The sequence below is a fragment of the Xylophilus sp. PBN-3R genome (assembly GCF_057747805.1).
Window position 1 is genome coordinate 200050 of record NZ_CM173225.1, and the last position, 25824, is coordinate 225873.

The 25824-nt window shown below is 67.1% G+C and carries 18 protein-coding genes; 11 read left to right on the forward strand and 7 right to left on the reverse strand.

Annotated features, from left to right (window positions below; all coding sequences use genetic code 11):
• Positions 1-18 precede the first annotated feature (18 nt).
• From AC3ANW_RS01005 to AC3ANW_RS01015, 3 genes are read right to left on the reverse strand one after another with little or no spacing between them, the layout of a single operon-like run.
• A complete protein-coding gene (locus tag AC3ANW_RS01005) occupies positions 19-234 on the reverse strand; it encodes a DUF1656 domain-containing protein (RefSeq protein ID WP_488343353.1) in 216 nt (71 codons plus the stop codon).
• A complete protein-coding gene (locus AC3ANW_RS01010; RefSeq protein WP_488343354.1) occupies positions 231-2339 on the reverse strand; it encodes an FUSC family protein in 2109 nt (702 codons plus the stop codon). Before AC3ANW_RS01010 ends, AC3ANW_RS01005 begins: the two co-directional genes overlap by 4 nt.
• A complete protein-coding gene (locus tag AC3ANW_RS01015) occupies positions 2336-2806 on the reverse strand; it encodes a MarR family winged helix-turn-helix transcriptional regulator (RefSeq protein ID WP_488343355.1) in 471 nt (156 codons plus the stop codon). The genes AC3ANW_RS01010 and AC3ANW_RS01015 overlap by 4 nt, the downstream gene beginning before the upstream one ends.
• Before the next feature lie 94 nt (positions 2807-2900).
• Between AC3ANW_RS01015 and AC3ANW_RS01020 the strand changes: the two genes are divergently transcribed.
• Both AC3ANW_RS01020 and AC3ANW_RS01025 read left to right on the forward strand, forming a co-directional pair.
• Positions 2901-3470, forward strand: a complete 570-nt coding sequence (locus tag AC3ANW_RS01020; RefSeq protein ID WP_488343356.1) for a chorismate--pyruvate lyase family protein — start codon at positions 2901-2903, stop codon at positions 3468-3470.
• A 63-nt stretch (positions 3471-3533) separates the two neighbouring features.
• Complete coding sequence (locus AC3ANW_RS01025; RefSeq protein WP_488343357.1) at positions 3534-4742, forward strand: M20 aminoacylase family protein; 1209 nt, start codon at positions 3534-3536, stop codon at positions 4740-4742.
• 1 nt (position 4743) lies between these two features.
• Here AC3ANW_RS01025 and AC3ANW_RS01030 read toward each other — a convergent pair whose 3' ends face one another.
• Entirely contained in the window at positions 4744-5865 is a 1122-nt protein-coding gene (locus AC3ANW_RS01030; RefSeq protein WP_488343358.1) for an aminopeptidase, read from the reverse strand.
• Between the two features lie 167 nt (positions 5866-6032).
• Between AC3ANW_RS01030 and AC3ANW_RS01035 the strand changes: the two genes are divergently transcribed.
• The 5 genes from AC3ANW_RS01035 (at position 6033) to AC3ANW_RS01055 (ending at position 11758) form a co-directional block, all read left to right on the forward strand.
• Positions 6033-7316 carry a class I SAM-dependent methyltransferase gene (locus tag AC3ANW_RS01035; protein ID WP_488343359.1) on the forward strand — a complete coding sequence of 428 codons (1284 nt, stop codon included), beginning with the start codon at positions 6033-6035 and terminating at the stop codon, positions 7314-7316.
• Positions 7310-7636, forward strand: a complete 327-nt coding sequence (locus AC3ANW_RS01040; protein ID WP_488343360.1) for a DUF1840 domain-containing protein — start codon at positions 7310-7312, stop codon at positions 7634-7636. Before AC3ANW_RS01035 ends, AC3ANW_RS01040 begins: the two co-directional genes overlap by 7 nt.
• Positions 7637-7773: 137 nt before the next feature.
• Positions 7774-9426, forward strand: a complete 1653-nt coding sequence (locus AC3ANW_RS01045) for a GMC family oxidoreductase (RefSeq protein ID WP_488343361.1) — start codon at positions 7774-7776, stop codon at positions 9424-9426.
• Between the two features lie 50 nt (positions 9427-9476).
• Positions 9477-10436, forward strand: a complete 960-nt coding sequence (locus AC3ANW_RS01050) for a D-2-hydroxyacid dehydrogenase (RefSeq protein WP_488343362.1) — start codon at positions 9477-9479, stop codon at positions 10434-10436.
• Entirely contained in the window at positions 10433-11758 is a 1326-nt protein-coding gene (locus AC3ANW_RS01055) for a glycerate kinase type-2 family protein (protein WP_488343363.1), read from the forward strand. Before AC3ANW_RS01050 ends, AC3ANW_RS01055 begins: the two co-directional genes overlap by 4 nt.
• Here the strand turns inward: AC3ANW_RS01055 and otsA are convergent, their stop codons facing one another.
• Genes otsA through otsB form a run of 3 tightly spaced genes read right to left on the reverse strand, consistent with a single transcriptional unit; the run spans position 11759 to position 15838 of the window.
• Entirely contained in the window at positions 11759-13138 is a 1380-nt protein-coding gene (gene otsA, locus AC3ANW_RS01060) for an alpha,alpha-trehalose-phosphate synthase (UDP-forming) (protein ID WP_488343364.1), read from the reverse strand.
• A gap of 13 nt (positions 13139-13151) precedes the next feature.
• Positions 13152-15035 carry a glycoside hydrolase family 15 protein gene (locus tag AC3ANW_RS01065; protein WP_488343365.1) on the reverse strand — a complete coding sequence of 628 codons (1884 nt, stop codon included), beginning with the start codon at positions 15033-15035 and terminating at the stop codon, positions 13152-13154.
• A complete protein-coding gene (gene otsB, locus AC3ANW_RS01070; RefSeq protein ID WP_488343366.1) occupies positions 15032-15838 on the reverse strand; it encodes a trehalose-phosphatase in 807 nt (268 codons plus the stop codon). The genes AC3ANW_RS01065 and otsB overlap by 4 nt, the downstream gene beginning before the upstream one ends.
• A gap of 183 nt (positions 15839-16021) precedes the next feature.
• On the opposite strand from otsB, the gene AC3ANW_RS01075 reads away from it, so the two are divergent.
• The 4 genes from AC3ANW_RS01075 (at position 16022) to AC3ANW_RS01090 (ending at position 25760) form a co-directional block, all read left to right on the forward strand.
• Positions 16022-17536, forward strand: a complete 1515-nt coding sequence (locus AC3ANW_RS01075; protein WP_488343367.1) for an MdtA/MuxA family multidrug efflux RND transporter periplasmic adaptor subunit — start codon at positions 16022-16024, stop codon at positions 17534-17536.
• Between the two features lie 30 nt (positions 17537-17566).
• Positions 17567-20692, forward strand: coding sequence for an MdtB/MuxB family multidrug efflux RND transporter permease subunit (locus AC3ANW_RS01080; protein WP_488343368.1), 3126 nt, complete (start codon positions 17567-17569; stop codon positions 20690-20692).
• A 471-nt stretch (positions 20693-21163) separates the two neighbouring features.
• Positions 21164-24310, forward strand: a complete 3147-nt coding sequence (locus AC3ANW_RS01085) for a multidrug efflux RND transporter permease subunit (RefSeq protein WP_488343369.1) — start codon at positions 21164-21166, stop codon at positions 24308-24310.
• A complete protein-coding gene (locus AC3ANW_RS01090; protein ID WP_488343370.1) occupies positions 24291-25760 on the forward strand; it encodes an efflux transporter outer membrane subunit in 1470 nt (489 codons plus the stop codon). The genes AC3ANW_RS01085 and AC3ANW_RS01090 overlap by 20 nt, the downstream gene beginning before the upstream one ends.
• Positions 25761-25824 lie beyond the last annotated feature (64 nt).

A 25824-nucleotide genomic window follows, 5' to 3' on the forward strand; every position in this document is an offset into this window, starting at 1 on the left:
CTTCTAGAATTTCAAACTTCACAAGGGGGCGACGGCTGGGGCGGTAAGCCGCACCAGGCCGTACAGCAGCAGGACGAAAAGACCCAGGTCGAACAGCGCCGGATGCCAAACCCAGCGATAGACGCCGGCCGCGGCGAGCAGCCGCCGCAGCAGCCAGTTGACGCCCAGCGCCACGCCGCACAGCAGCATCAGCCAGGGCAGATAGAGGCCATAGAAGCTGGCTTCGCCGATCATGGATTCGTCACTCCGGAAATAGCGGAAACAAGCGCGGCGGGCGCTTGCGGAAACAGGTTGCGGCGCAGGCCGACCAGGGAGGAAACCGCCTTGCGCGGGTCGCCGGCCGCATCGCCCGTTTCCCGCAGGGCGGCGCCCAGCATGCGGTCGAGTTCGGCGAGCAGAGGCGGCACGGTGGCGGGGGCGGCGCCCATGTCATCGTCACGCCCGGCGATGCGTTCGCGAAAGATGCCGCCCACGCCCGTCAGCAGCCCGGCGATGCTGGCGTGCGGCAGCCGGGTACGCACCTGCTGCAGCAGGGCGATGTCGTCGCCCACCCGCAGGTCGCGCAAGGCGCGCTGGGTGCGCGGCGAATCCGGCGCCGAGGCTCCCTGCGCCACCCGCGGCGCCAGCAGCGACAGGCGGTCGAGCATGCGGGCCGCATAGGCGTCGCGCCGAACCTCGCCGCGCCGCGCCTGCGCCATGCCTGCCAGGTCGACCCAGGTCGCGCGGCGGATGCGTTCGGCGGTCCAGTCGGCGCCCACCGAGCGGATCAGCCGGGTGACCCGCGCGGCCACCACGATGCCGACGATCTGCGCCAGGTTGGTGTTGAGGAAGGTGGCGATGTCGGCGGTGGCGGTGTCGTGCAGCGCCAGCGATCCCGATATGCCCATGATCATTCCCAGGCCGAGCAGCATGCTGGCCGGCCGGCTGGCATAACAGCCCAGCACCAGGAAGACCGGTGCGCACAGCAGCACCAGCATGCCGAAGTCGTGGATCAGCGGAAGCCCGACCAGCACGTAGATCGCAGCGATGGGGATCGACCACAGCGTGGCGATCAAAAAGCCGTGGATCGCCGGCACCGGGTCGTCCATGGTCGCGAAGAAGCTGCAGAAGACGCCGGCCATCATGGCCGCGACCGAACCGCTGGGCCAGCCGGTGGCGATCCAGAAAACGCAGCAAAGGCCGACCGCCACGATGGCCGCGAAGGCCGACAGCAGTGCCATGCCGGCATCGCGGTGCAGCACCCGCCGGCCGAGTGCGGCCGACCGGCGCAGCGGTGCGGCGCTGCCGGCCAGGCCGGCCTCGATGTCACGGCGCAACGCGGCGCAGGCGCGCCAGCCCGCGAACAGGTCGTCCAGGCGGATGGCCAGGTCGATGCGCAAGGCGCGGACCCAGGGTGCGGGTTGCGCCGGTACGGCCCCGGCCGCCTCTGCCAGTGCATTGGTGGCGGTGCGCAGGGCCGGCAGCCCGGCCGGATCGCCGCCGGCTTCCAGCCATTCGGACGCCTGCGCCAGCACCGCGATCACGTCCGGCGGCAGGCCGCCTTCGGCCTGTTCCATGGCATTCAGCCGATCCTCCACCGACGACAGGATGGGCGTCAAAGCGGCGATCCTGTCCTGCATCTCGCGGATGGCGCCGGCAGTCCAGCGCACATGGCTGGTGTCGAAGGGGATGTGGGTGGAAAGAATGCGCAACTGCGTGATGTCCAGCGCCAGCCGGCGCCGGTCCACCGCCAGCGCCTGTCGCCGGTCGGCCGCGCCGGCACCCAGCAGGTCGGCCAGCCAGCGGCGGGCGTCGCCGGTGGCGCGGTCCAGCATCGAGATCAGGGTCGGTCCCAGGCCCACGGGCAGCACGATGCTGTGGACCACGCTCGCACAGATGATGCCCAGGCCGATTTCGGTCACCCGGGCGCTGGCGGTGTCGAACAGCCGCGTCGGCGCTTCCACCGAAGGGAACCCGATCAGGCAGGCGGTGTAGCCCGCCAGCATGAAGACGTACGAACGCGGCGTGCGGTCGAGCAGCGACATGAAAAGGCAGAGGCCGAGCCACAGGCACAGGCACAGCGACAGCAGTTCGGGGGAGTTGGCCAGTGCCGGCACGATGAACAGGGTGGCGGTGCAACCCAGCAACGTGCCCAGGAAGCGGAACAAAGCCTTGGACCGGGTTGCGCCGGCCAGCGGATTGGCCACGATATACGCGGCCGTCATCGCCCAGAAAGGGCGCGGCAGGCCGGCCCGGCTGGCGATGTACATGGCCAGCATCGCGGCGGTGAAAGCCTTGACCGAAAACAGCCATTCCGCGCGGTTGAAGCGCAGGAAGGGCGGCAGCATAGTCGCGTTCATGCCGATGCGGCTCCCTTGCCGACGCGAGATTCGAGCACCGCGAGCACCCGCAGGCAGGCGGCCAGGTCGCCGTCTTCCACACCCTCGAACAGGTCGGCGCGCAACACATGGAGCGCCTTCTCGATCTTGCTGGTGGCCTCTTGCCCCGCAGCGGTCATGTAGAGGCCCTTGGCGCGGCGGTCCGACGTTTCTTCGCGGCGTTCGACCAGGCCGGCATCGACCAGCTGGTCGAGCGGGCGCACCAGCGACGCGCCCTCGATGTTCAGCAACTCGGCCAGCGCGCCGGCCCGAACACCGTCGCCCATGCGGCCGATCATCACCAGCGGCCAGGCCATCGCCTGAGACACACCGACATGGGCCACCGCCTTGTCGGCCGCGGCGCGGTAGCCGCGCTGGAGCACGGCCAGCAGGGTGGTCAGCGCCATCAGCGAGGCAGCGCGGTTCCTGGTGTCGGCGGATCTGGTCATGGGGTTTCTACCAATTTAAATTAGTTAGCTTGCTATCTATTTTAGGGGGAAATGGGCCAATAGACTTCACGTTGTTGTTTTTCCCCTGATCGCCGTGACCCTTTCCGACCCACCTGCCAGCCTCATCCGCCAGTGTTTCCGCCAGCCCGGGCTGCCCGCCGCACACGCTGCGGACGAGCTCCGCACCCTGCGGCTGCTGCTGGCCCAGGACGGTTCCACCACCCGCCTGTGCGAAACGGTGGCCGGCGGCCCGGTACAGCTTTATGTGCCGCACCAGATCGTCACCGGCGACGTGCCGGAGATCGTGCGCCAGCGCCTGCCGGGCCGCCGTTTCATCGAACGCCGCGTCTGCCTGGCGGCGCACGGCCAGGCGCTGATGGACAACCTCAGCTACATCGCCCTGGACGGACTGCCGCCCGACATGCGCCGCGACCTGGAAGCCGGCAGCGCGCCCATCGGCCATCTGCTGGAGCGGCTATGGGTTCGGCGGGTCTTCGATGCGGTCGGAGACGAAAGCGCCGAAGCGCTGCGGCGGAAGCTATGGCTGGCTTGCGGCCAGCCGGACCCCGAGGCCACCCGCACGCACACGCTGCACACGCCCGACGGCCCGCTGATGCTGATCACCGAAACCTGGCGGCGCGGCATGCTGTTTGCGAGGCCGTGACACTCGCACGAACACACCGGTAGACTGGCCGCACAGCCGGCCCGCCGGTGACAGGAACCCCGCATGACTTCCCCAGCCACCCTTCAGGCCGATCTGCCGGCCATCATCGCGTTGCGACGCGACATCCACGCCCACCCCGAGCTCGGTTTCGAAGAGATCCGCACCTCGAACCTGGTCGCCGAAAAACTCCAGTCCTGGGGCATCCCGGTGCACCGCGACATCGGCAGGACCGGCCTGGTCGGTGTCATCCGCGGCCAGCGCGACACCGGCAAACGCACCATCGGCATCCGCGCCGACATGGATGCGCTGCCGATCCAGGAAAAAAACACTTTCGGCCATGCCAGCCTCAACCCCGGCCGCATGCATGCCTGCGGCCACGACGGCCACACCGCGATCCTGCTGGCCGCAGCCCAGCATCTGGCGAAGAACCGCGACTTCGACGGCACCGTGCACCTGATCTTCCAGCCCGCCGAAGAAGGCGGAGGCGGCGGCCGGCTGATGGTCGAGGAAGGCCTGTTCGAACGTTTTCCGTGCGAAGCCGTGTTCGGCCTGCACAACTGGCCCGGCATGAAGGCCGGCCAGATGGCGGTGAGCGCCGGGCCGGTGATGGCGTCGTCCAATGAATTCAAGATTGTCATCCGCGGCAAGGGCTGCCACGCCGCCATGCCCAACATGGGCATCGATCCGGTGCCGGTCGCCTGCCAGATGGTGCAGGGTTTCCAGAACATCATCAGCCGCAACAAGAAGCCGCTGGATGCGGGTGTCATCTCGGTGACCATGATCCATACCGGCGAAGCCACCAACGTGGTGCCCGACACCTGCGTGATCGAAGGCACGGTGCGCACCTTCAGCATCGAGGTGCTCGACCTGATCGAACGCCGCATGCGCCAGGTGGCCGAACACACCTGCGCCGCCTTCGAGGCCAGCTGCGAATTCATTTTCGACCGCAACTATCCGCCGACCATCAACCACGCACATGAAGCCGACTTCCTGCGCGGCGTGGCGCAGCGGGTGCTGGGCGTCGAAAACGTGCCCGAGCAGGAACCCACCATGGGCGCCGAAGACTTCTCGTACATGCTGATGGCCAAACCCGGCGCCTATGCCTTCCTGGCCAACGGCGACGGTGGCCACCGCGACGCCGGCCACGGTCTGGGACCGTGCATGCTGCACAACCCGAGCTACGACTTCAACGACGAACTCATTCCGGTCGGCGCCAGCTGCTGGGTCGAACTGGTGAAGAGCTGGTTCGCGGCACCGGCGCCACAGCGCTGACTCAGGCCGGCGCCAGCGCCTGCAGCGCGGCAAGGCGCTCGGCCGCGGGCAATGCAGACAGTCGCCTGACCTCCGCATAGAACAGCGGCCACGCCTGCTGCGGCGTCGGGGCCTCGGCCGCCACCCTCGCGAACAGCGCCTCGAAGGCCGGCACCAGGGTGTCGTAGGCCGCCAATGCGCCGAACGACGCGTTGTTGGCTTCGGCCACCCAACGGTCGTATCCCGCCACGCCGGCCCCATCGCCTCCCCATTTTTCACGCAGCACCGCGTATCGCGCGCGGAAGTCGGCCATGACCCGCTGTTTCTGTTCGGTCTTTTCGGCAGCGGGTGCGTCGTCGGCGCGGTACACGTCTTCCAGCGCTCGCCGGGTGTCGCGGGTCAGGTCGCGGAAATCGTGTTGCCGGCCGGCGAAACGTGTGTAGACCGCCCGCGCTTCGGGCGAGGCTTCGCTGGCCAGCCAGCGGTCGCGGCCCAGCTGTTCGACCGCGGTGGCGAAGGACTCGTTGAAGGTGGTGTCGCCCTCGGCATAGACCACCTGGTGTGCCAGTTCATGGAAGACCATGCGGGCCAGTTCGCCCTCCGGGTAGCCGATGAAGGTGCTCAGCAACGGGTCTCCGCCGGCCCAGTTCAGCCAGCCCAGCGTCGAATAGGCCGGTACACCGTAAACCGACACTTCCAGCCCCTGGCCCGCCAGCCCGGCGGCTTCTTCGCGTGCGGTCGCCTCGCTGTAGTAGCCGCGATAGCCGATGCATCCGGTGATCGGGAAACACCAGGTCTCCAGCTTCAGCGACAGCGGCGGCGCGGCCACCACGTTCCAGACGGCGGCCGTGCGGTGAAGGTCGGCATACCGGCGATAGCTCGGGTTGTCGGGCAGGCCCAGCTCACGCGAGGCGAAGGCGCGGATGCGCTGCGACAGGCGCAAGCGGTCTTTCAGCGCGTTGCTGGTGCTGGCATCGTTCAGCCAGTCGTCCACCGGCCGTGCGGATCGCATCAGCTGCAGATGGCCGCTGAAGGATTGCCAGTAATAACCCACGCCACTGCCGCCAGGGCCGGCGCAACCGGCCAGTACCCCCAATGACGCAGCAAAGACCAACGGCCGTGAAAACTTCGAAATGAATGCCATGGACATGAATTTAAAAGCGAGTTGAAAGCCAGGTGGATGCCGATTGAAAGTGTTTCGAAAGATTCGGCATTTCTTAAAGTTCCGAGCTGATCTGGAGAGGGAAGTTGCGCATTTGTCTGACATGCAGGCTGTTGACGTTTCTTAACACCAGTAGAAAAATTTATCCCATGCATGCTTTCCAACGACAGATCGAGGAACGGCTGCGGCGACTTCCGGTAAGTGTCGCGCTGCAGCTACCCGGCGGTGAACGTCTCGGCCCGGCGCAAGCCGCGGTCATGCTCCGCATCGGTGACATGACGACCCTGGCCCGCCTGGTGGCTGGACAGATCGGCAGCCTGGCCGAGGCGGTGGTCGAAGGCCGGGTCGAGATCCAGGGCCGCATGCGCGACCTGATGCAGGTCGCGGCCGGCCTGCTGACCGGCGATCCCACACAGGACGACCGGCGATGGTGGTCACCCATTCTCCGCAAGGCCCGCTCCCTGGCGGCCCATACCAGGGAACGCGATGCTGCGCAGATCGAGTTCCACTACGATGTTTCAGACGACTTCTATGCGTTGTGGCTCGACCCGCGCCGTGTCTATTCGTGCGCCTATTACCGCGACACCGACATGACCCTGGCGCAGGCCCAGGAAGCCAAGCTCGACCACATCTGCCGCAAGCTCGACCTGCAGCCCGGCGAGCGTTACCTGGACGTCGGTTGCGGCTGGGGCGCGCTGCTGCTGTGGGCTGCCGAGCATTACGGTGTGAATGCCACCGGGATCACGCTGTCGCGCAACCAGCATGCCCATGTGCAGAGGCTCATCGAAGAGCGCGGGCTGGGTAGCCGGGTGCAGGTCAGGCTGTGCGACTACCGCGACCTGCCGACGGAACAACCGTTCCAGAAGATATCGTCGGTCGGCATGTTCGAACACGTGGGCCGTGCACGCATGGTCGAATATTTCGGCCAGCTGATGCGCCTGCTGCAACCCGGCGGCATGGTGCTGAACCACGGAATCACCGCTGGCGGGCTGGACAACCAGCAGCTCGGCGCGGGCATGGGCGACTTCATCGAGAAATACATTTTTCCCGGCGGCGAACTCATCCACATCAGCAATGTGCTGCACGACATGGCCGAAGCCGGCCTGGAGTCGGTCGACGTCGAAAGCCTGCGGCCGCATTACGCCCGCACGCTGTGGGCCTGGTCGGATGCGCTGGAAGCCCGGCTCGACCCGGCGCGCGAAGTGCTGACCGCCGCCGGCGGCGCCGAGCGGGCGGAGAAGGTGCTGCGCGCCTACCGGCTCTACCTGTCGGGTTGCGCCATGGGTTTCGAACGCAACTGGATCTCCCTGCACCAGATTCTGGCGACCCGTCCCGACGGCAACCTACATACAGGGCGTCTGCCCGGCGCACAATCGGTGTATCCCTTCGAGAGGGGATACATCTACACAGAAGAAAGGAAGGTCGCATGCTGAAGTTCAAGTCACGCGCCACGGCAGAAGTCATCTTGCTCGAAACGAGCGCACAGCAGGTCCTGCGCATCATCGGCAAGGATCCCGGCCCCCAGGGCATCATCACCGTGGACCAGATTCCCGACGCTGTCGCCGCACTGCGCAAGGCGGTCGCCGAGCACGATGCGCAGCCCGACGTTGCCGAATCCATCGGCGACCACCACCAGGGCGACGACCACATTCACACCGAAGGCAATATCAGCCTGCGCCGCCGGGTGGCTCCGTTCATCGACATGCTGACCCGCAGCCATGCCGAACACCAGGACGTCGTCTGGGGCGTCTGACACCCCTCCGGCGTCGCGCCTGAGACACAGTGGCACGCAGGGCCGGCACCGCAAGGTGGCCGGCCTTTTTTGATTCGCGTGCCGCGCGCTGCACAATGAATCCACGGCACACAGATGCCGGTCTGGAGACAAGCAGCGTGGATGAATTCACCTTCGACTACATCGTCATCGGTGCCGGCACCGCCGGCGCCCTCATGGCCAACCGCCTGTCGGCCGATTCGCAGAAGCGAGTCCTCCTCATAGAGGCCGGCCGGAAGGACGACTATCACTGGATCCACATTCCGGTCGGTTACCTCTACTGCATCGGCAATCCGCGTACCGACTGGCTCTACAACACCGAGGCCGAGGCCGGACTCAACGGCCGTGTGCTGCGTTACCCACGCGGCAAGACGCTCGGCGGCTCGTCCAGCATCAACGGCATGATCTACATGCGCGGCCAGGCGCGTGACTACGACGGCTGGGCCCGCATCACCGGCGACGACACCTGGCGCTGGCAGAACGTGCTGCCGGCCTTCAAGAAACACGAAGACCATTACCTCGGCGCCAACGAAATGCATGGCGCCGGCGGCGAATGGCGGGTCGACAAACAAAGGTTGCGCTGGGACATCCTCGACGCCTTCGCCCAGGCCGCGCAGCAGGCCGGCATCCCGCACAGCACCGACTTCAACCAGGGCGACAACGAAGGTGTGGGCTACTTCCAGGTCAACCAGAAGAACGGCCTGCGCTGGAACAGTGCCAAGGCATTTCTGCGGCCGATCTGTTACGGCCGCCCCAACTTCGAGCTGTGGACCAATGCGCAGGTGATGCGCCTGCTGATCGAGCCGCAGGCCGACGGTAGCCAGCGATGCGCCGGCGCCGAGGTGTGGACCGGCCACGAGGCCGTCACCGTGCATGCCGGGGGCGAGGTCATCCTGTGCGCCGGCGCCATCGGCTCGCCGCAGCTGCTGCAGCTGTCCGGCATCGGCCCCGGTGCCTTGCTGCAGCAGCACGGCATCGGCGTGACGGCCGACCTGCCCGGCGTCGGCGCCAACCTGCAGGACCATCTGCAGATCCGCGCGGTCTACAGGATCGAGGGCGCGCCCACCCTCAACATCCTGGCCTCGTCGTGGTGGGGCAAGGCGCGCATCGGCATGGAATACCTGCTGTCGCGCACCGGCCCGATGAGCATGGCGCCCTCGCAGCTGGGCGCCTTCACCCGCAGTTCGCCCGACCGGCCCTGGCCCAACATCGAATACCACGTGCAGCCGCTGTCGCTGGAAGCGTTCGGCGACCCGCTGCATGCCTTCGGCGCGTTCACCGCCAGCGTGTGCAACCTCAACCCGACCAGCCGCGGCAGGGTCGCCATCAAGGGCCCGGGCTGGGCCGATGCGCCGGCTATCGCACCCAACTACCTGTCGACCGCGGAAGACCGCCAGGTGGCGTCCGATTCCCTGCGGGTGACGCGCCGCATCGTCGCGCAGGAGGCACTGGCGCAATACCAGCCGCAGGAGTTCAAGCCCGGCATCCAGTACCAGAGCGACGAAGACCTGGCACGCCTGGCCGGTGAAATCGCCACCACCATCTTCCACCCGGTCGGCACGGCGGCCATGGGTGCCGACGGCGACCCGATGGCGGTGCTGGACGCCCGCATGCGGGTGCGTGACGGCAAGGGCGGTGTCATCGGCGGCCTGCGTGTGGTGGACGCCAGCGCCATGCCCACCATCACCAGCGGCAACACCAACAGCCCGACGCTGATGCTGGCCGAAAAGGCCGCCGAATGGGTGCGCGCCGACGCCCTGCGACGCGGCTGAACTATCCTTTTGCCTCCGCGCACGCTGCGCCCAGAAACGCCATGCCATCCATGAAGATCGTCTTCCTCGACCGCGACACGCTTTCACCGCAAACCGTGCTGCGCGCCGCCGCCTTCGAACACGAACTGCAGGTGTTCCACCGCACCGACCCCGGGCAGGTCGCCGAACGTATCGCCGATGCCGACATCGTCATCGTCAACAAGGTCAGGCTGGGCGCCGATGCCCTGGCAGCGGCGCCGAAACTGCGCATGGTGGCCGTGGCCGCCACCGGCACCGACAACCTGGACATCGCCGCCTGCGCCGCGCGCGGTATCGTGGTCAGCAACATCCGCGACTACGCCCGGAATGCGGTGCCCGAACACACCTTCGCGCTGATCTTCGCCCTTCGCCGCAGCATCGTGGCGTACCGCGACTCGGTGCGCGCGGGGCGCTGGCAGGCATCTCGACAGTTCTGTTTCTTCGATCATCCCATCCGCGACCTGGCCGGCTCCACGCTGGGCATCGTCGGCGATGGCGCATTGGGCAATGCAGTCGCCGACATCGGCCGCGCCCTGGGCATGAAAGTCCTGTTTTCAGCGCACAAGGGGCGCAGCGGCCAGGGTTCGCTCTACACACCGTTCGAGGAAGTTCTGGCGCGCTCCGACGTCATCACGCTGCACTGCCCGCTGCGGCCGTCCACCCGCGGCATGATCGGCGCGCCGGAGTTCGCGTCGATGGCCAGGAAACCGCTGCTGATCAACACCGGGCGCGGCGGACTGGTCGACGAATCGGCAGTCGGCCCGGCGCTGGAAGCCGGGCAGATATCAGGCGCCGGTTTCGACGTGGTCAGCGTCGAGCCACCGCCGATGGATCACCCCTTCATGGCGCTGCTCGACCGCCCCGATTTCATCCTCACGCCGCATGTGGCGTGGGCCAGCGACGAGGCGGTGCAGGCCCTTGCCGACCAGCTGATCGACAACATCGAAGGCTTCGTGCGCGGTCAGCCGGCCAACATGGTGAAACCCGCATGAACCCCTCCGTCGACCCGCGTGCGCTGTTGCGCCAGCTTTACGACGCCGCCGTGCAGCGCGCCCAGCCTTCGCACACCGTGCCTGCGTTCCTGCCGCCGCCACCGAAGGGCCGCACCGTGGTGATCGGCGCCGGCAAGGCGGGCGCCGCCATGGCGCAGGCGGTCGAGGCGCTGTGGCCTGCCGATGCACCGATGTCCGGCCTGGTGGTCACCCGCTACGGCCATGTTCCGCCTCGGCCGGCCGGGCTCGCCGAACGTATCGAGGTGGTCGAGGCGTCGCATCCGGTACCCGACGAAGCCGGGCAGCGCGCCGCGCAACGCATGCTGGACGTGGTCGCCGACCTGACCGCCGACGACCTGGTGCTGTGCCTGATTTCCGGCGGCGGTTCGGCCCTGCTCACGCTGCCCTGCGACGGCCTGACGCTGGCCGACAAACAGCGTATCAACCGTGAACTGCTGCTGTCAGGCGCCCACATCGGCGAGATGAACTGCGTGCGCAAACACCTGTCGCGCATCAAGGGCGGCAGGCTGGCGGCTGCATGCGGCCCGGCGAGGCTGGTGACTCTGGTGATCAGCGATGTGCCGGGTGACGATCCGGCGGTGATCGCCAGCGGCCCTACGGTGGCCGACCCCGGCACCTGCGCCGACGCCTTGCAGGTATTGCAGCGCTACGGCATCGACATTCCGCCAGCAGTGCATGCCGCGCTGGCATCGGGTTCGCTGGAGACCCCCAAACCCGGCGACGCGGTGTTCGACCGCAGCGAGGTACGGATGATCGCCGCGCCGCAGCAATCCCTCGAAGCCGCGGCCAGCGCTGCGCGCGTGATGGGTTTTGACGCCCACATCCTGAGCGATGAGATCGAAGGTGAATCGCGTGAAGTCGGCAAGGTTCATGCGGCGCTGGCGCGTGCGGTGGCGCGGCGCGGCGCGCCCTTCCGGGCACCCTGCGTGATTCTCTCGGGTGGCGAAACCACGGTGACCGTGAAGCCTCGACCCGCTGGCATGCCCAAGGGCAGGGGCGGTCGGGCCGGGGAGTTCTGCCTGGGCCTCGTGCAAGCCCTGCAGGGCGAACCCGGAATCTGGGCCATCGCCGCCGACACCGATGGCATTGACGGCATCGAGGACAACGCCGGCGCATTCGTCACGCCCGACACCCTGGAGCGGGCCGCCGCCGCAGGTCTTTCGGTCGCGGCCCACCTGGACCGCAACGACGCCCATGGGTATTTCGACACCCTGGATGACCTGGTCGTCACCGGCCCGACCCACACCAACGTCAACGACTTCCGCTGCCTGCTGGTGCTGGCGCGGCCGAGCGCGGGGTGATCACTCGCCCGATTTCTCCAGCACGTCGAGGAAGGTGCGCCGCCACCAGTGCACGTCGTACTGGCGGATGCCGGCCAGCAGTTTCTGATGGCGCTGCTGGCGTTCTTCCAGAGGCATGCGCAGGGCGCGCTGCAGGCTTTCCGCGGTGCCTTGCGTGTCGTACGGATTGACCAGCAGGGCTTCCTTCATCTGCTCGGCAGCACCGGCAAAACGCGACAGCACCAATACGCCCGGGTCGGCCGGATCCTGCGCCGCCACGTATTCCTTGGCCACCAGGTTCATGCCGTCGCGCAGCGGCGTGACCAGTCCGACCGCAGCCGCGCGGCAGAGCCCCGGAATCCGTTTGCGGGCCACCATCCGGTGGATGTACCGGATGGGCATCCAGTCCAGTTCGCCATAGTCGCCGTTGATGGCGCCGCACAGGCCTTCCAGCTCGACCCGGATGTCGTTGTAGGCATCCACGCTCTCACGGGTCGGCGATGCGATCTGGATCAGCGTTGCGCTGTCGCGGTTCTCGGGGTACTGCTTCAGCAGTTCACGGAAGGCCCGCACCCGGTGCGGAATGCCTTTCGAATAATCCAGCCGGTCGATGCCCAGCAGCAGCCGGCGTTTGGCGTATTCCTCCTTCATGCGGACGTAGGTGTCGCGGCCCTCCTTGGCATGGGTCAGGGCGGCGAACTCATCCACGTCGATGCCGATCGGGAAGGCCTGGCAGGTGATCGTGCGGCCGAAGGCCCTGAAGCGGTGGTTTCCCAGCGGTTCGGCACCCATCTCCGCTTCGGCATATCGGCTGAAGTGGGTCGCGTCGGCTTCGCTCTGCAGGCCTACCACGTCGTACGCGAACAGTGAACGCATCAGCCACTCATGCTGCGGAATGGCAGCCAGGATCAGCTGCGGCGGCAGCGGGATGTGCAGGAAGAAACCGATCTTCTGTTTGCAGCCCATGGCGCGCAGTTCGGCGGCCAGGGGGATCAGGTGGTAGTCGTGCACCCAGATCGTGTCGTCTTCCTTCAGCAGCGACATCAGCTTGCGCGCGAACAGCTGGTTGACCCGCCGATAACCGCCGATGTGGTCGGCATCGAAATGCGCCAGGTCGAGGCGGTAATGGAAAACCGGCCACAGAACGCCGTTGCTGTAGCCCAGGTAATAACTGTCGTGGTCTTCGCGGCACAGGTCGACGGTGGCGAGCTTGACCGGGCCGGCCTGCTGCTGGTGCAGCTCGCCTTCGCCGGGTGTGCCGCCTTCGACGATGTTGCCGCTCCAGCCGAACCACATGCCACCGGTCTTGTTGAGGGCTTCACCCAGGGCCACTGCCAGGCCGCCCGCAGCTTGTTTGCGCGGATCCGCCACGCGGTTGGATACGACGACTAATCTACTCATGCATGCACTTTCTCTAGATCACGCTGTCCCAGGGAGCGGACAGGCGCATGGCGGCATTGATGATGCCGACCATCGAATACGTCTGCGGGAAATTGCCCCACATCTCGCCCGTCTCCGGGTGGGTGTCCTCGCTCATGATGCCCACGTGGTTGCGGGCGGCGAGCATGGTCTCGAAGATGCTGCGGGCTTCTTCCTTGCGGCCGATGCGGGTGAGGGCGTCGATCAGCCAGAAGGTGCAGATGTTGAATGCGGTCTCCGGTTTGCCGAAGTCGTCCGGTGCCTCGTAACGGCGCATGTACGGGCCGTCGCACAGGCTCTTCTGCATGGCCTCTACCGTGGCGATGAAACGCGGGTCCTTCGGATCGATGAAACCCACCTCGGCCATCAGCAGCACACTGGCGTCGAGGTCACGGCCGCCGAAGCTTTCGGCGAATGCCTGGCGCTCCTCGCTCCACGATTTGGCGATGATCTCTTCCTGCATGCGTCTGGCATGGCCGTGCCAGTAGGCCGCGCGTTCGGGCAGCTTCAGGTGGTCGGCGATCTTGGCGATGCGGTCGCAGGCGGCCCAGCTCATCAGGGCCGACGAGGTGTGGATGCGGGCGCGGGTGCGCAGTTCCCACATGCCGGCGTCGGGCGTGCCGTAGACGGCAATGGCCTTTTCACCGATGTCTTCCAGCTGGTAGAACTCGGCCTTGCCGGCACGGTGAAGCAGGCGCTGGTCGTGGAAGGCCTGGGCTGCGCCCAGCACGATGTTGCCGTATACGTCGTGCTGGAAATGCTCCTGCGCCTGGTTGCCCACACGCACCGGACCCATGCCGCGATAACCGGCCAGATGGTCGACGAAGGATTCAGGCAGGTTCTGCTCCATGCCGATGCCGTACAGCGGCTGCACATGGCCGCCGCGCGCCGACACCACCACGTTGCCCAGCCAGCGCAGGTAGTCTTCCATGGTGCCGAGTTCGCTCAGGCTGTTGAGCGCCCGCACCACGAAGAAGGCGTCGCGCAGCCAGCAGAAACGGTAGTCCCAGTTGCGCTGGCTGCCCGGCGCTTCCGGAATGCTGGTGGTCATGGCCGCAACGATGGCGCCGGTCTCTTCGTAGAGCGACATCTTCAGGGTGATGGCGGCGCGGATCACCGCGTCCTGCCACTCCAGCGGCAGGTGCAGCCGCTGGGTCCACTTCTGCCAGTATGCGATGGTCTCGCGCTCGAAATTGCGGGCCGTCTCGGAGATGCCGTCGTGCAGCGTTTCATCCGCGCCCAGCATGAAATGCAGGTCCTGCGTCAGCATGAAAGGTGTCTTCGACAGGATGTGCGACACCGGTGCGTCGGTGTTCAGCCGCAGCGTCATGTCCTGCCCGACGAACCGGATGTGGTTGCTGCCGCGGGTGATCTTGGGAGTCTCGCGGCCCCAGTCGAAACGCAGGTCGAGGTTGACGCGGATGCGCGGAGAACCGTGCAGCGCCCGCACGCGGCGCACCAGCATCTGAGGGCGGAAGAAACGCTGGCGCGCGAAGAAGCGCGGCGCGAAGTCGATCACCTCGATGGCATGGCCCGACTTGTCGTACAGCCGGGTGCGTAGCACGGCGGTGTTGGGTTCGTAGTTCTGTTCGCTGCGGTCGAAATCCTCGATCTCGATGGCGAAGGCGGTGCCGTCGGTGCCCGGTTGCAGCAGGGCGTTGAAGACCGGGTCGCCGTCGAAGCGCGGCATGCATGACCAGACGATGCGGCCGCGGATGTCGACCAGCGCGCTCAGGCCGCAGTTGCCGATCATGCCGACCCGCAGGGACGGCGCAGCCGGCGGGCCGAAGCCGACGACCTGGGCGGATTCACGGGCGGCCTGACCGGCGATCTCGCCGGCCGACGCCGCCGCGCTGGTGGGGGTTTCGGGAAGGCTCATTCGGCAGTTCCTTTGCCAGACTCTGGATGGGATGGCGTGCCGGGCAAATCGCCCCAGCCGCCGGATTCGGCCAGCGGTGCCAGCGTGGTGCGGGCATTGGCCAGCCAGCCGCGCAAGGCGGCCGAACTGAGGCAGCGGTGCAGCGCCTGGCTGGCGCCTTCGCCGATCTTGATGCCGCGACCGCCCAGCTGCTGCACGGCGGCAAAACCGGATTCGTCGGTCACGTCGTCACCCGCGAAAATGGGCACCCGGCCGGCGAAAGGCGCGGCGGACATGAAGACGCCGATCGCCTGCCCCTTGTGAACACCGGCCGGTTTGACCTCGACCACGCACTTGCCGTAGAGCAGTTCGACGCCAGGCTTGCCGGCCACGATTTTCTGCATGCTGGAGCGGCACAGTGCTTCCAGGTCTGGCGCGTGGCGGTAGTGCAGGGCGACCGAATGCGACTTGCGTTCGACCAGCAGTCCGGCGTGCTGCCCGGCCATGGCGTTCATGGCCACTACCGCTTCTTCCAGCGGAGGCTGGTCGATGGCGGGGCTGCTGCCGTCCGCCATGCGGTATTGCGCGCCGTGCTCGCCCGCGATGGGCAACTGCAGCGGGTGCAGGAAGTGGTCGATATCGGCGATGGGTCGACCGGTAACAATGGCCAGCGCACCCCCGAGCTGCCTGTGCAGGGCGGCGAGGGTGGACACCAGTCCGCCCGGCACCTTGACGGCATCGGGCGTCGGCGCGATGTCGGCGAGAGTGCCGTCGAAGTCGAGAAAAAGGGCGGAGTCGGGGAGGACGGTAGGCAGCAATAACATCGTCCAGGACCTTACCAAAGGGCGGTGACGCCTTGCGTAGGCGAATTTCGCCGGTGCCGTCACCTGGGCGCCATCGGCAGGATTCAGCCCGTAAAGCCCCCGTAAAACCGGGTCGTCGCTGGGCGGCGCCTGCCAGCTGTCCGCGTAACATTCCGTTGTCACGCCCCACCCCAGCAAGCGCCCATGTCTTCACCCCTGCCACCCGAGTCTCCCCAACCCGTGCCCGCCCGCCCCACGCTCCGCCGCCGTCGATCGGGTGCCGGCTGGGCCTGGCTCGCGGTCATCGTGGCGCTGGCCGCGGGCGGCGGCTGGTACTGGAAACATCAGCGCGATGCCAAGGCCGCAGCGGCGGCGGTCCCCGGTTCGGTGCCCGGGCCGGGCATGTCGCAGGGGCCGGGTGGCATCGGCGGGCCGGGTGCACGGCGTTTCGCGCCCGGTGCGGCACAGCCGGTATCGGTCGGTGTGGTGCGGCGGCAGGACGTCCGGGTGCTGCTGCAGGCCATTGGCACCGTCACCGCGCAGAACACGGCGGTGGTGCGCACCAAGGTCGATGGGGAACTGAAGGCCATCCGTTTCCGCGAGGGCGACACCGTCAAGGCCGGCGCCTTGCTGGCCGAGATCGACCCGCGCAGCTACCAGGCCGCGCTGGCCCAGGTGGCGGGCGGGCTGGCGCGTGACCAGGCGCAACTGAAAAACGCGCAGATCGACCTGCAACGCTACCAGGACCTGCTCGGCCAGGATTCCATCGCCAAACAGCAGGTCGACACCCAGGAAGCCCTGGTGCGCCAGCTTCAGGGCACGGTGCAGGTCGATCAGGCACAGGTCGACGCAGCGAAACTCAACCTCGGCTACACCAGGGTCACCGCGCCGATCTCGGGCCGGCTGGGGCTCAAGCAGGCCGACCTGGGCAATGTGGTGCATGCGTCCGACACCACCGGCATCGTCACCATCACCCAGACGCAGCCGATCAACGTCATCTTTTCCATCCCCGAGGCCAGCCTGCCGCGCGTGACCGGCCCGCTGCGGGCCGGCCAGTCGCTGGCGGTCGAAGCCTGGGACCGCGACCGCCGCAACAGGCTGGCCACCGGCCAGGTCGACTTCATCGACAACACCATCGACAACACCACCGGCACCATCAAGGTCAAGGCGGTGTTCGCCAATGCCGACGCCCGGCTGTACCCCAACCAGTTCGTCAACATGGCGCTGCAGACCGATGTGCTGAAGGACACGCTGGTCGTGCCCAGCGCGGCCGTGCAGCGGGGCACGCAGGGCACCTATGTATACGCGGTGGACGATGCCGGCAAGGTGGCGGTGCGCAAGGTCACCCTGGGCCCGGTCGAGAACGACCGCACCAGCGTGACAGGCGACCTGCACGAGGGCGAGAAGGTCGTCACCGACGGCGCCGACCGTCTGCGTGAAGGCGCTCAGGTCGAGGTGATCGCCGCCAATGCCGCGGCTGCAGCCGACGCGGCCGCCGCGCAGCCCCGCCAGCGCAGCCTGGACCGGCTGCCGCCCGATGTACGCGCCAAGGTGCTGGCCATGCCGCCCGAAGAACGACGCGCCTATCTGCAGAAACTGCGTGAACAGCGCGGCGGCGCGCCAGCGGGTGCGAGGCCCAACACGCCCAACGCGTCCAACGCGGGGCCGGCCAGCGCCCCGGTCAGCCCCACGCCGCCGCCCGCAGCCGCCGCGCGCTGATCTTCAACGTCGGCCGCCGCGCCTCGCGCCATGAACCTGTCCCGCCTTTTCATCCTGCGGCCCATCGCCACCTCGCTGCTGATGGTGGCCGTGCTCATCGCCGGCCTGCTGGCCTGGCGTCAGCTGCCGCTGTCGGCGCTGCCGGAGGTCGACTACCCGACCATCCAGGTCACCACGCTCTACCCCGGCGCCAGCCCGGACGTGATGACCTCGGCCGTCACCGCGCCGCTGGAACGCCAGTTCGGCCAGATGCCCGGCCTGTCGCAGATGTCGTCCACCAGTTCGGGCGGCGCATCGGTCATCACCCTGCGTTTTGCGCTCGACCTGGGCCTGGACGTGGCCGAACAGCAGGTGCAGGCGGCCATCAACGCCGGCGGCAACCTGTTGCCCGCCGACCTGCCGATGCCACCCATCTACAGCAAGGTGAATCCCGCCGATGCGCCGGTGCTGACCCTGGCCATCACCTCGCCGTCGCTGCCGGTGATCAAGGTGCACGATCTGGTCGAGAACCGCATTGCGCCGCGTATCTCGCAGGTGGCGGGCGTCGGGCTGGTGGCCATCGCCGGTGGACGCCGGCCGGCGGTGCGTATCCGGGCCAACCCCGGCGCCCTGGCCGCCGCAGGCATGACGCTGGAAGACGTGCGCACCGTCATCGCGGCGGCCAACGTCAAGCAGGCCAAGGGCAGCTTCGACGGCCCGCTGCGTGCGTCCACCATCGACGCCAACGACCAGCTGCAGTCGGCCGCCGAATACCAGTCGCTGATCCTGGCCTTCAAGAACGGCAACCCGATCCGCCTGGCCGACGTCGCCGAGATCGTCGACGAGGCCGAGAACACCCGGCTGGCCGCCTGGGCGGGCACCACCGAATCGGGCATGAAGGCGGGAGTCATCTTGAATATCCAGCGTCAGCCCGGCGCCAACGTCATCGAGACGGTCGACCGGGTGATGGCGCTGCTGCCGCAGCTCAAGTCCACCCTGCCAGCATCGCTGGACGTGCAGGTGCTGACCGACCGCACCACCACCATCCGCGCATCTGTCTTCGACACCCAGCTCGAACTGCTGCTGGCGGTGGTGCTGGTGGTGGCGGTCATCTTCGTCTTCCTGCGCAGCGTGCGGGCCACGCTCATCCCCGCGCTGGCGGTGCCGCTTTCGCTCATCGGCACGCTGGGCGTGATGTATCTGCTGGGCTTTTCCATCAACAACCTGACGCTGATGGCGCTGACCATCTCGACCGGTTTCGTGGTGGACGACGCCATCGTGATGATCGAGAACATCGCACGTTACGTAGAGCAGGGCGAGACGCCGATGCAGGCCGCATTGAAGGGCGCGAAACAGATCGGTTTCACCATCATCTCCTTGACCATCTCGCTCATCGCGGTGCTGATTCCGCTGCTGTTCATGGGCGACGTGGTGGGCCGGCTGTTCCATGAATTCGCCATCACCATGGTGATCGCCATCCTGATTTCGGCTGTCGTGTCGCTGACGCTCACCCCGATGCTCAGCGCCCGCCTGCTGCGCCACGAGGAAAACGAAAGGCACGGCCGGCTGTATCACGCGGTCGGCAACTTTTTCGACCGCACCATCGCCGGCTACGGCCGCCTGCTCGACAAGGTCATCGACCACGGCGTGCTGACCATGCTGGTGTTCGCCGCCACGCTGGCGTTGACCGTGCTGCTGTACTTCGTCGTGCCCAAGGGTTTCTTCCCGGTGCAGGACACCGGCGCCATCCAGGCGACCACCGAGGCCGCGCAATCGGTCTCCTTCGCCGCCATGTCGGAACGCCAGCAGGCACTGGCAGACAAGGTGCTGGCCGACCCGGCGGTGGCCAGCGTGTCGTCCTTCATCGGTGTCGACGGTGCCAACGCCACCCTCAATACCGGCCGGCTGCTGATCGGCCTGAAACCCAAGGACCAGCGCGGCAGCATGTCCGAAGTGCTGGCCCGGCTGACCGAAATGACCCGCGATGTGCCCGGCATCCAGCTGTATCCGCAGCCGGTGCAGGACCTCACCATCGAGGACCGGGTGGCGCGCACGCAGTACCAGTTCCTGCTGTCGTCGCCGGACACGGCCGAACTGCGCACGGTGACCAGCGGCCTGCTGGAACGCCTGCGCGGCATTCCGGAGATCACCGACGTCGCCAGCGACCTGCAGGACCGGGGCCTGCAGGCCTGGGTGGAGATCGACCGGGCCGAGGCCAGCCGGCTGGGCGTGACGGTGGCGGCCATCGACACCGCCTTGTACGACGCCTTCGGCCAGCGGCTCATATCGACCATCTTCACCCAGTCGAACCAGTACCGGGTGGTGCTGGAGGTGGGGTCGCAGTTCCGGCTGGGTCCGGAAGCGCTGGCGTCGATGTACGTGCCCAGCACGACGGCCGCGATGCCGATTCCGCTGTCTGTCGTCGCGCGGGTCAGTGAGCGGCCTACCGCGCTGGCGGTGAACCATGTGGGGCAGTTGCCGGCGGCGACGATTTCCTTCAATGCGGCGCCAGGGGTGTCGCTGGGCGATGCGGTGAAGGCGATCCAGCGGGAGCAGGCGGCGATGAACCTGCCGATCAGCGTGGCGACGAGTTTCCAGGGGGCCGCGCTGGCGTTCCAGGCGTCGCTGGGCAACACGCTGCTGCTGATCCTGGCGGCCGTGGTGACGATGTACATCGTGCTGGGAGTGCTCTATGAAAGCACCATTCATCCGGTGACGATTCTCTCGACCCTGCCTTCGGCGGGGCTGGGGGCCTTGCTGGCCCTGCTGGTGGGCAGGCTCGACCTGGACATCATCGCCATCATCGGCATCGTGCTGCTGATCGGCATCGTCAAGAAGAACGCGATCATGATGATCGACTTCGCGCTGGATGCCGAACGGGAGCAGGGGTTGACGCCCCGGGAGGCGATCCGGCAGGCCTGCCTGCTGCGGTTCCGGCCTATCCTGATGACCACCCTCGCGGCGCTGCTCGGGGCCTTGCCGTTGATGCTGGGGTCCGGGGTCGGGAGTGAGTTGCGACACCCGCTGGGGGTGACGATGGTGGGGGGGCTGATCGTCAGTCAGCTGCTGACCCTGTTTACCACGCCGGTTATCTATCTGGCGTTCGAGGGGGTGGCCCGGCGGTGGCGTTCTTCTTCTTCTGCTTCTTCTGCTTCCGAGGTCGCTCATGGGGAGTGACGGTTTTCTGCGCTTCGCTCTGATGTTTCTTCTGCTACGCCGCAGGGGTGAGCCGCTTGCGCGCGGGGCGGTCACTTTCTTTTCTGGCAAAAAAGAGAGTGACCAAAGAAAGTTGCCTCGGGAGCGGGGAGTAGCTGGACGCTACATCGGACGTTTGTTCCACTTCGCTTCGCTCGTTCCCTCTCGGCCTCGCCAAAAGCTTCACGCTCCGCCGTCGGACTCGTTTGATCAACCACCGCCGTACGACCTGGTTGAAAACACGGCTCGGAGCGTGATCAAGCGCACTGCCGATTTGCGCGCAGAGCGTGCGACGGTCAGGCCGCCGGCCAGGCGTGGCGGGCGCATCCACCCAGGTGCATGTTCTGGCGCCAAGCTGAATTGCCAACAAACCGTACGGCGGTGGTCGGTCAGACCGAGCGAAGCGAAGAGCAGGACGAGCAGAACGGCGCCCTCCGCCCAGGGAGAGCGTCGGTGAACCTGTCAGAACCCTTCATCAGACGCCCCATAGCCACCACCCTGCTCACGCTGGGCATCGCCATGGCCGGCGTCATAGCCTTCCTGCTCCTGCCGGTCGCCCCGCTACCCCAGGTCGACTACCCGGCGATAACCGTCTCGGCCAGCCTGCCCGGCGCCAGCCCCGACACGATGGCGGCAACCGTGGCGACCCCGCTGGAAAGAGCCCTGGGCGCCATCGCAGGGGTCAACGAAATGACCTCGAGCTCTTCCCTGGGCAACACCCGGGTCAACCTCCAGTTCGACCTGGACCGCGACATCGACGGTGCGGCAAGAGACGTGCAGGCCGCCATCAACGCAGCCAGGGCCCTGCTGCCCACCGGCATGCCCAGCAATCCGACCTACCGGAAAGCCAACCCGGCCGACACTCCGATCCTGATCCTCGCGCTCACGTCGAAGACCATGACGCGCGGCCAGATGTACGACGCCGCCTCGACCGTGCTGTCGCAAAGCATCGCCCAGGTCGAAGGCGTGGGCAACGTGCAGATCGCCGGCGGCGCATTGCCCGCCGTGCGGGTCGAACTGGATCCGACCCGGCTCGCAGCCAATGGCATCGCCCTGGAAGACGTCCGCTCCGCCATCACCAACACCAACGCCAACCGGCCCCTGGGTTCGGTCGAGAAGGGCGAGCGCTATTGGCAGGTCGGCACCAATGACCAGGCCCGCAGCGCATCGGAATACGCGCCGCTGGTCATCCGTTACCAGAACGGCAATGCGGTCCGGCTGCAGGACGTCGCCGAGGTGGTCGACTCGGTGCAGGACGTGCAGAACTACGGCGCCACCGACGGCCAGCCGTCCATCCTGCTGCAGGTCTACAAACAGCCCAACGCCAACATCATCCGCGCCGTCGGCGAGATCAAGGCGATGCTGCCGCGGTTGCAGGCGTCGATCCCGCAGGCCATCGATCTCACCGTTGTCAGCGACCGCATTCCCACGCTGCGCGCCTCGCTGCAGGAGGTGGAAAGCGCGCTGGCCATCGCGGTCGGCCTGGTGGTGCTGGTGGTGTTTTTGTTCCTGCGCGATCGCCGCGCCGCGCTCATCCCCAGCGTGGCGGTGCCGGTGTCGCTGGCCGGCACTTTCGGCGTGATGTACCTCTGCGGGTACACGCTGGACAACCTGTCGCTGATGGCGCTGACGGTCGCCACCGGTTTCGTGGTCGACGACGCCATCGTAGTGCTGGAGAACATCACCCGCCACATGGAGCGCGGCAAGAGCGCGCTGCAGGCCGCGCTCGACGGCGCGCGCGAGATCGGCTTCACCGTGGTGTCCATCAGCCTGTCGCTGATAGCGGTGTTCATTCCCATCCTGCTGATGGGCGGCATCGTCGGCCGGCTGTTCCGCGAGTTCGCGGTGGTGCTGACATCGGCCATCCTGGTGTCGATGGTGGTGTCGTTGACCACCACACCCATGATGTGCGCCACGCTGCTGCGCCACCCGCCGACAGCGCGTCGGCCGCCCGGCCGGCTGGCCCGCGGCTGGGCTGCCTTCACCCATCGCCTGCAGTTGGCGACCGGCCGCACCTATCGCCGTTCGCTGGCCTGGAGCCTGCGCCACCAGCCGGTCACGCTGCTGGCGCTGGCGGCGGTGATCGGGCTCAACGTCTACCTCTACGGTGTCATCGAGAAAGGCTTCTTCCCGCAGCAGGACACCGGCCGGCTGAACGGTTTCATCCGCGCCGACCAGGCCACTTCGTTCCAGGCCATGCAGCAGCGGCTGCAGCGTTTCATGACGGTGGTGAAGGACGATCCGGCGGTGGCGCACGTGGCCGGTTTCACCGGTGGCGGGCAGCGCAATACCGCCTATATGTTCATGACCCTGAAGCCGCTTTCGGAGCGCACCGAAAACGCCGAACAGGTGCTGACGCGTTTGCGCGAGAAGCTGGCGCACGAACCCGGTGCGCGCTCCTTCATGAGCGCCCAGCAGGACATCCGCATCGGCGCGCGTGGCTCCAACGCGGCCTATGAATACACCCTTCAGGCCGACAGCAACGAGGAGCTGCGCACCTGGGAGCCGCGCATCCGCGCGGTGCTTTCGGCGCTTCCCGAAATCACCGACGTCAGCAGCGACCAGCAGGACAACGGCCTGCAGACCTCGCTGGTGCTGGACCGCGACGCCATCGCGCGCCTGGGGCTGTCGGTGCGGGTGGTCGACGCCACGCTGGGCGATGCCTTCGGGCAGAAGCAGGTCGGTGTGATCTACAACCCGCTCAACCAGTACCGGGTGGTGATGGAGGCGGCGCCGCGTTTCCTGCAGAGCCCGGAGACGCTGCGCGGCTTCTTCTTCATCAACAACGTCGGCCAGCAGATTCCGCTGTCGGCCTTTGCACGGCTGGAGCTGACCAATACGCCGCTGTCGGTCAGCCACGACCGGGGCACACCGGCCAGCACCATCAGTTTCAACCTGCCGGAGGGCGGAACGCTTTCGGCCGCATCCGATGCGGTGACCAGTGCGGTCGCCGAACTGGGCGTGCCGGTGGCGATCCGCGGCAGCTTCGGCGGCACGGCGGGTGCCTTCAAGGATTCGTTGTCGAGCCAGCCGTTGCTGATACTGGCTGCGCTGGTCGCCATCTACCTGGTGCTGGGTGTGCTGTACGAGAACCTGGTGCACCCGATCACCATCCTGTCGACACTGCCGTCGGCGGGCGTGGGTGCGCTGCTGGCGCTGATGCTGTTCGGCATCGAGTTCTCGCTGATCGCGCTCATCGGCATCATTCTGCTGATCGGCATCGTCAAGAAGAACGCCATCATGATGATCGACTTCGCCATCGTGCGGCAGGCTGCCGGCATGAACGCGCCGCAGGCGATCTTCCGCGCCGCCCACCTGCGGCTGCGGCCCATTTTGATGACCACCATCGCCGCGCTGTTCGGCGCCTTGCCGTTGGCGCTGGGCCACGGCGACGGTGCCGAACTGCGCAAGCCGCTGGGCATCGCCATCGTCGGCGGCCTGGTGCTGAGTCAGCTGCTCACCCTTTACACCACGCCGGTGGTTTTTGTGCTGCTCGACCGCCTTGCCCGGCGCGTCAAGGGCAGCGCCGCACGCCTGCCGCGCCTGATGCGGCAGAGCCGCCCCCCTGAGGAAACACCGAATGCGCCAGATGCCGTCTGAGCACCGCCACCTTCCTGTCCATCGCTGCGCCGTGCTGCTGGCAGCCGCCTTGCTGCTGGCCGGCTGCAAGATGGCGCCGACCTATGTCGTGCCACCCGTCGACATGCCGGCCAACTACAAGGAAACCGGCATTTGGCGGCAAGCCGACCCGGCAGCGGTGCCCGACCCGGCGGCGGTGCCCGAGGCCTGGTGGACGCTGTTCAACGATCCCGAGCTGAACCGGCTGCAGGACGAGGCGGTCGCCGGCAACCAGACCCTGGCCTCGACCATCGCGCAGCTGCGGGTCGCACAGGCCGCGCTGGACACCAGCCGAGCGCCCCTGCTGCCAACGCTGGGCCTGAACGCAGGCGGCACACGCAGCAAGACCGGCGGTGCGTCCAGCGGCACGGTGGATGCCAACGGCAACGTGGTCGGCAGCACGGCCAGCCGGCCGCGCAACCTCTACACCCTGCAGGCCAGCGCCAGTTGGGAACTCGACCTGTGGGGCCGGTTGTCGTCTGCGGTCGATGTGGCGGCCGCCCGGGCGCAGGCCAGCGTGGACGACCTTGCCGCGGCCCGGCTGTCCCTGCAGGCCAGCGTGGCGCAGACGTATTTCGCAGTGCGGGCGGCGGACGCCCAGCTGGCGGTGCTGGACGAGAACCTGACGGCCTACCAACGGTCACTGGACCTGACCCGCAACCGGTATCGGGCGGGAGTGGCGAGTGCGGCGGACGTGGCGCAGGCCGAGTCGCAGCTGTATTCCACCCGGGCGCAGCGGCTGGAACAGGTGGCCAGCCGGGCGCAGCTGGAGCATGCGTTGGCAGCCTTGCTGGGGCGGGTTCCGTCGGCGTTTTCTCTTGCGGTGACGGGCGTCCTGCCGGACGCGCCGGCCGTGCCTGTTTCCCTGCCTGCCACGCTGCTGCAGCGCCGGCCGGACATTGCGGCGGCCGAGCGGCGGGTGGCGGCGGCCAATGCGCAGATCGGTGTAGCGAAGGCCGCCTTCTTTCCGGCGCTGACCTTGTCTTCTGCGGTCGGGTATCGCAGTTCCACGGTCAACGACATCGTGAGTGCGCCCAACCTTTTCTGGTCCATCGGGCCGGCGTTGGCCTTGACCGCCTTCGACAACGGAGCGCGGCGGGCGGCTGTGGATTCGGCCACCTTTGCCCGCGATCAGGCGGCGGCTGTCTACCGGCAGGCGGTGATTACCGCCTTGCAGGAGGTTGAAGACAATCTGGTCGCCGCTGCGGTGCTGCAGGACGAACTGGTGGTCCAGCAGCAGGCCCTGGTTGCGTCTCGCAAGGCGCTCGAGGTTGCCAACAATCAATACCGGGCGGGAATCGTTTCGTACCTGAACGTGGTCACGGCGCAGGCGTCTGTCCTGTCGGCGCAGCGCTCGGTTCTGGATGTTTCCAATCGGCGGTTGGTGGCGGTCAATATTCTCCTGAAGAACATCGGCGGGCGTTGGGGGTAAAACAACCTCACAGAACTGTCACGAACGTATGTAAGAATAAAAATAGAAACCTCATACAACATTA

Coding starts and splice junctions, on each gene's coding strand:
- otsA (WP_488343364.1), bottom strand. CDS start 13,138: ATGAGTAGATTAGTCGTCGTATCCAACCGCGTGGCGGATCCGCGCAAA.
- AC3ANW_RS01065 (WP_488343365.1), bottom strand. CDS start 15,035: ATGAGCCTTCCCGAAACCCCCACCAGCGCGGCGGCGTCGGCCGGCGAG.
- otsB (WP_488343366.1), bottom strand. CDS start 15,838: ATGTTATTGCTGCCTACCGTCCTCCCCGACTCCGCCCTTTTTCTCGAC.
- AC3ANW_RS01025 (WP_488343357.1), top strand. CDS start 3,534: ATGACTTCCCCAGCCACCCTTCAGGCCGATCTGCCGGCCATCATCGCG.
- AC3ANW_RS01030 (WP_488343358.1), bottom strand. CDS start 5,865: ATGGCATTCATTTCGAAGTTTTCACGGCCGTTGGTCTTTGCTGCGTCA.
- AC3ANW_RS01035 (WP_488343359.1), top strand. CDS start 6,033: ATGCATGCTTTCCAACGACAGATCGAGGAACGGCTGCGGCGACTTCCG.
- AC3ANW_RS01005 (WP_488343353.1), bottom strand. CDS start 234: ATGATCGGCGAAGCCAGCTTCTATGGCCTCTATCTGCCCTGGCTGATG.
- AC3ANW_RS01080 (WP_488343368.1), top strand. CDS start 17,567: ATGAACCTGTCCCGCCTTTTCATCCTGCGGCCCATCGCCACCTCGCTG.
- AC3ANW_RS01010 (WP_488343354.1), bottom strand. CDS start 2,339: ATGAACGCGACTATGCTGCCGCCCTTCCTGCGCTTCAACCGCGCGGAA.
- AC3ANW_RS01055 (WP_488343363.1), top strand. CDS start 10,433: ATGAACCCCTCCGTCGACCCGCGTGCGCTGTTGCGCCAGCTTTACGAC.
- AC3ANW_RS01050 (WP_488343362.1), top strand. CDS start 9,477: ATGAAGATCGTCTTCCTCGACCGCGACACGCTTTCACCGCAAACCGTG.
- AC3ANW_RS01015 (WP_488343355.1), bottom strand. CDS start 2,806: ATGACCAGATCCGCCGACACCAGGAACCGCGCTGCCTCGCTGATGGCG.
- AC3ANW_RS01090 (WP_488343370.1), top strand. CDS start 24,291: ATGCGCCAGATGCCGTCTGAGCACCGCCACCTTCCTGTCCATCGCTGC.
- AC3ANW_RS01075 (WP_488343367.1), top strand. CDS start 16,022: ATGTCTTCACCCCTGCCACCCGAGTCTCCCCAACCCGTGCCCGCCCGC.
- AC3ANW_RS01040 (WP_488343360.1), top strand. CDS start 7,310: ATGCTGAAGTTCAAGTCACGCGCCACGGCAGAAGTCATCTTGCTCGAA.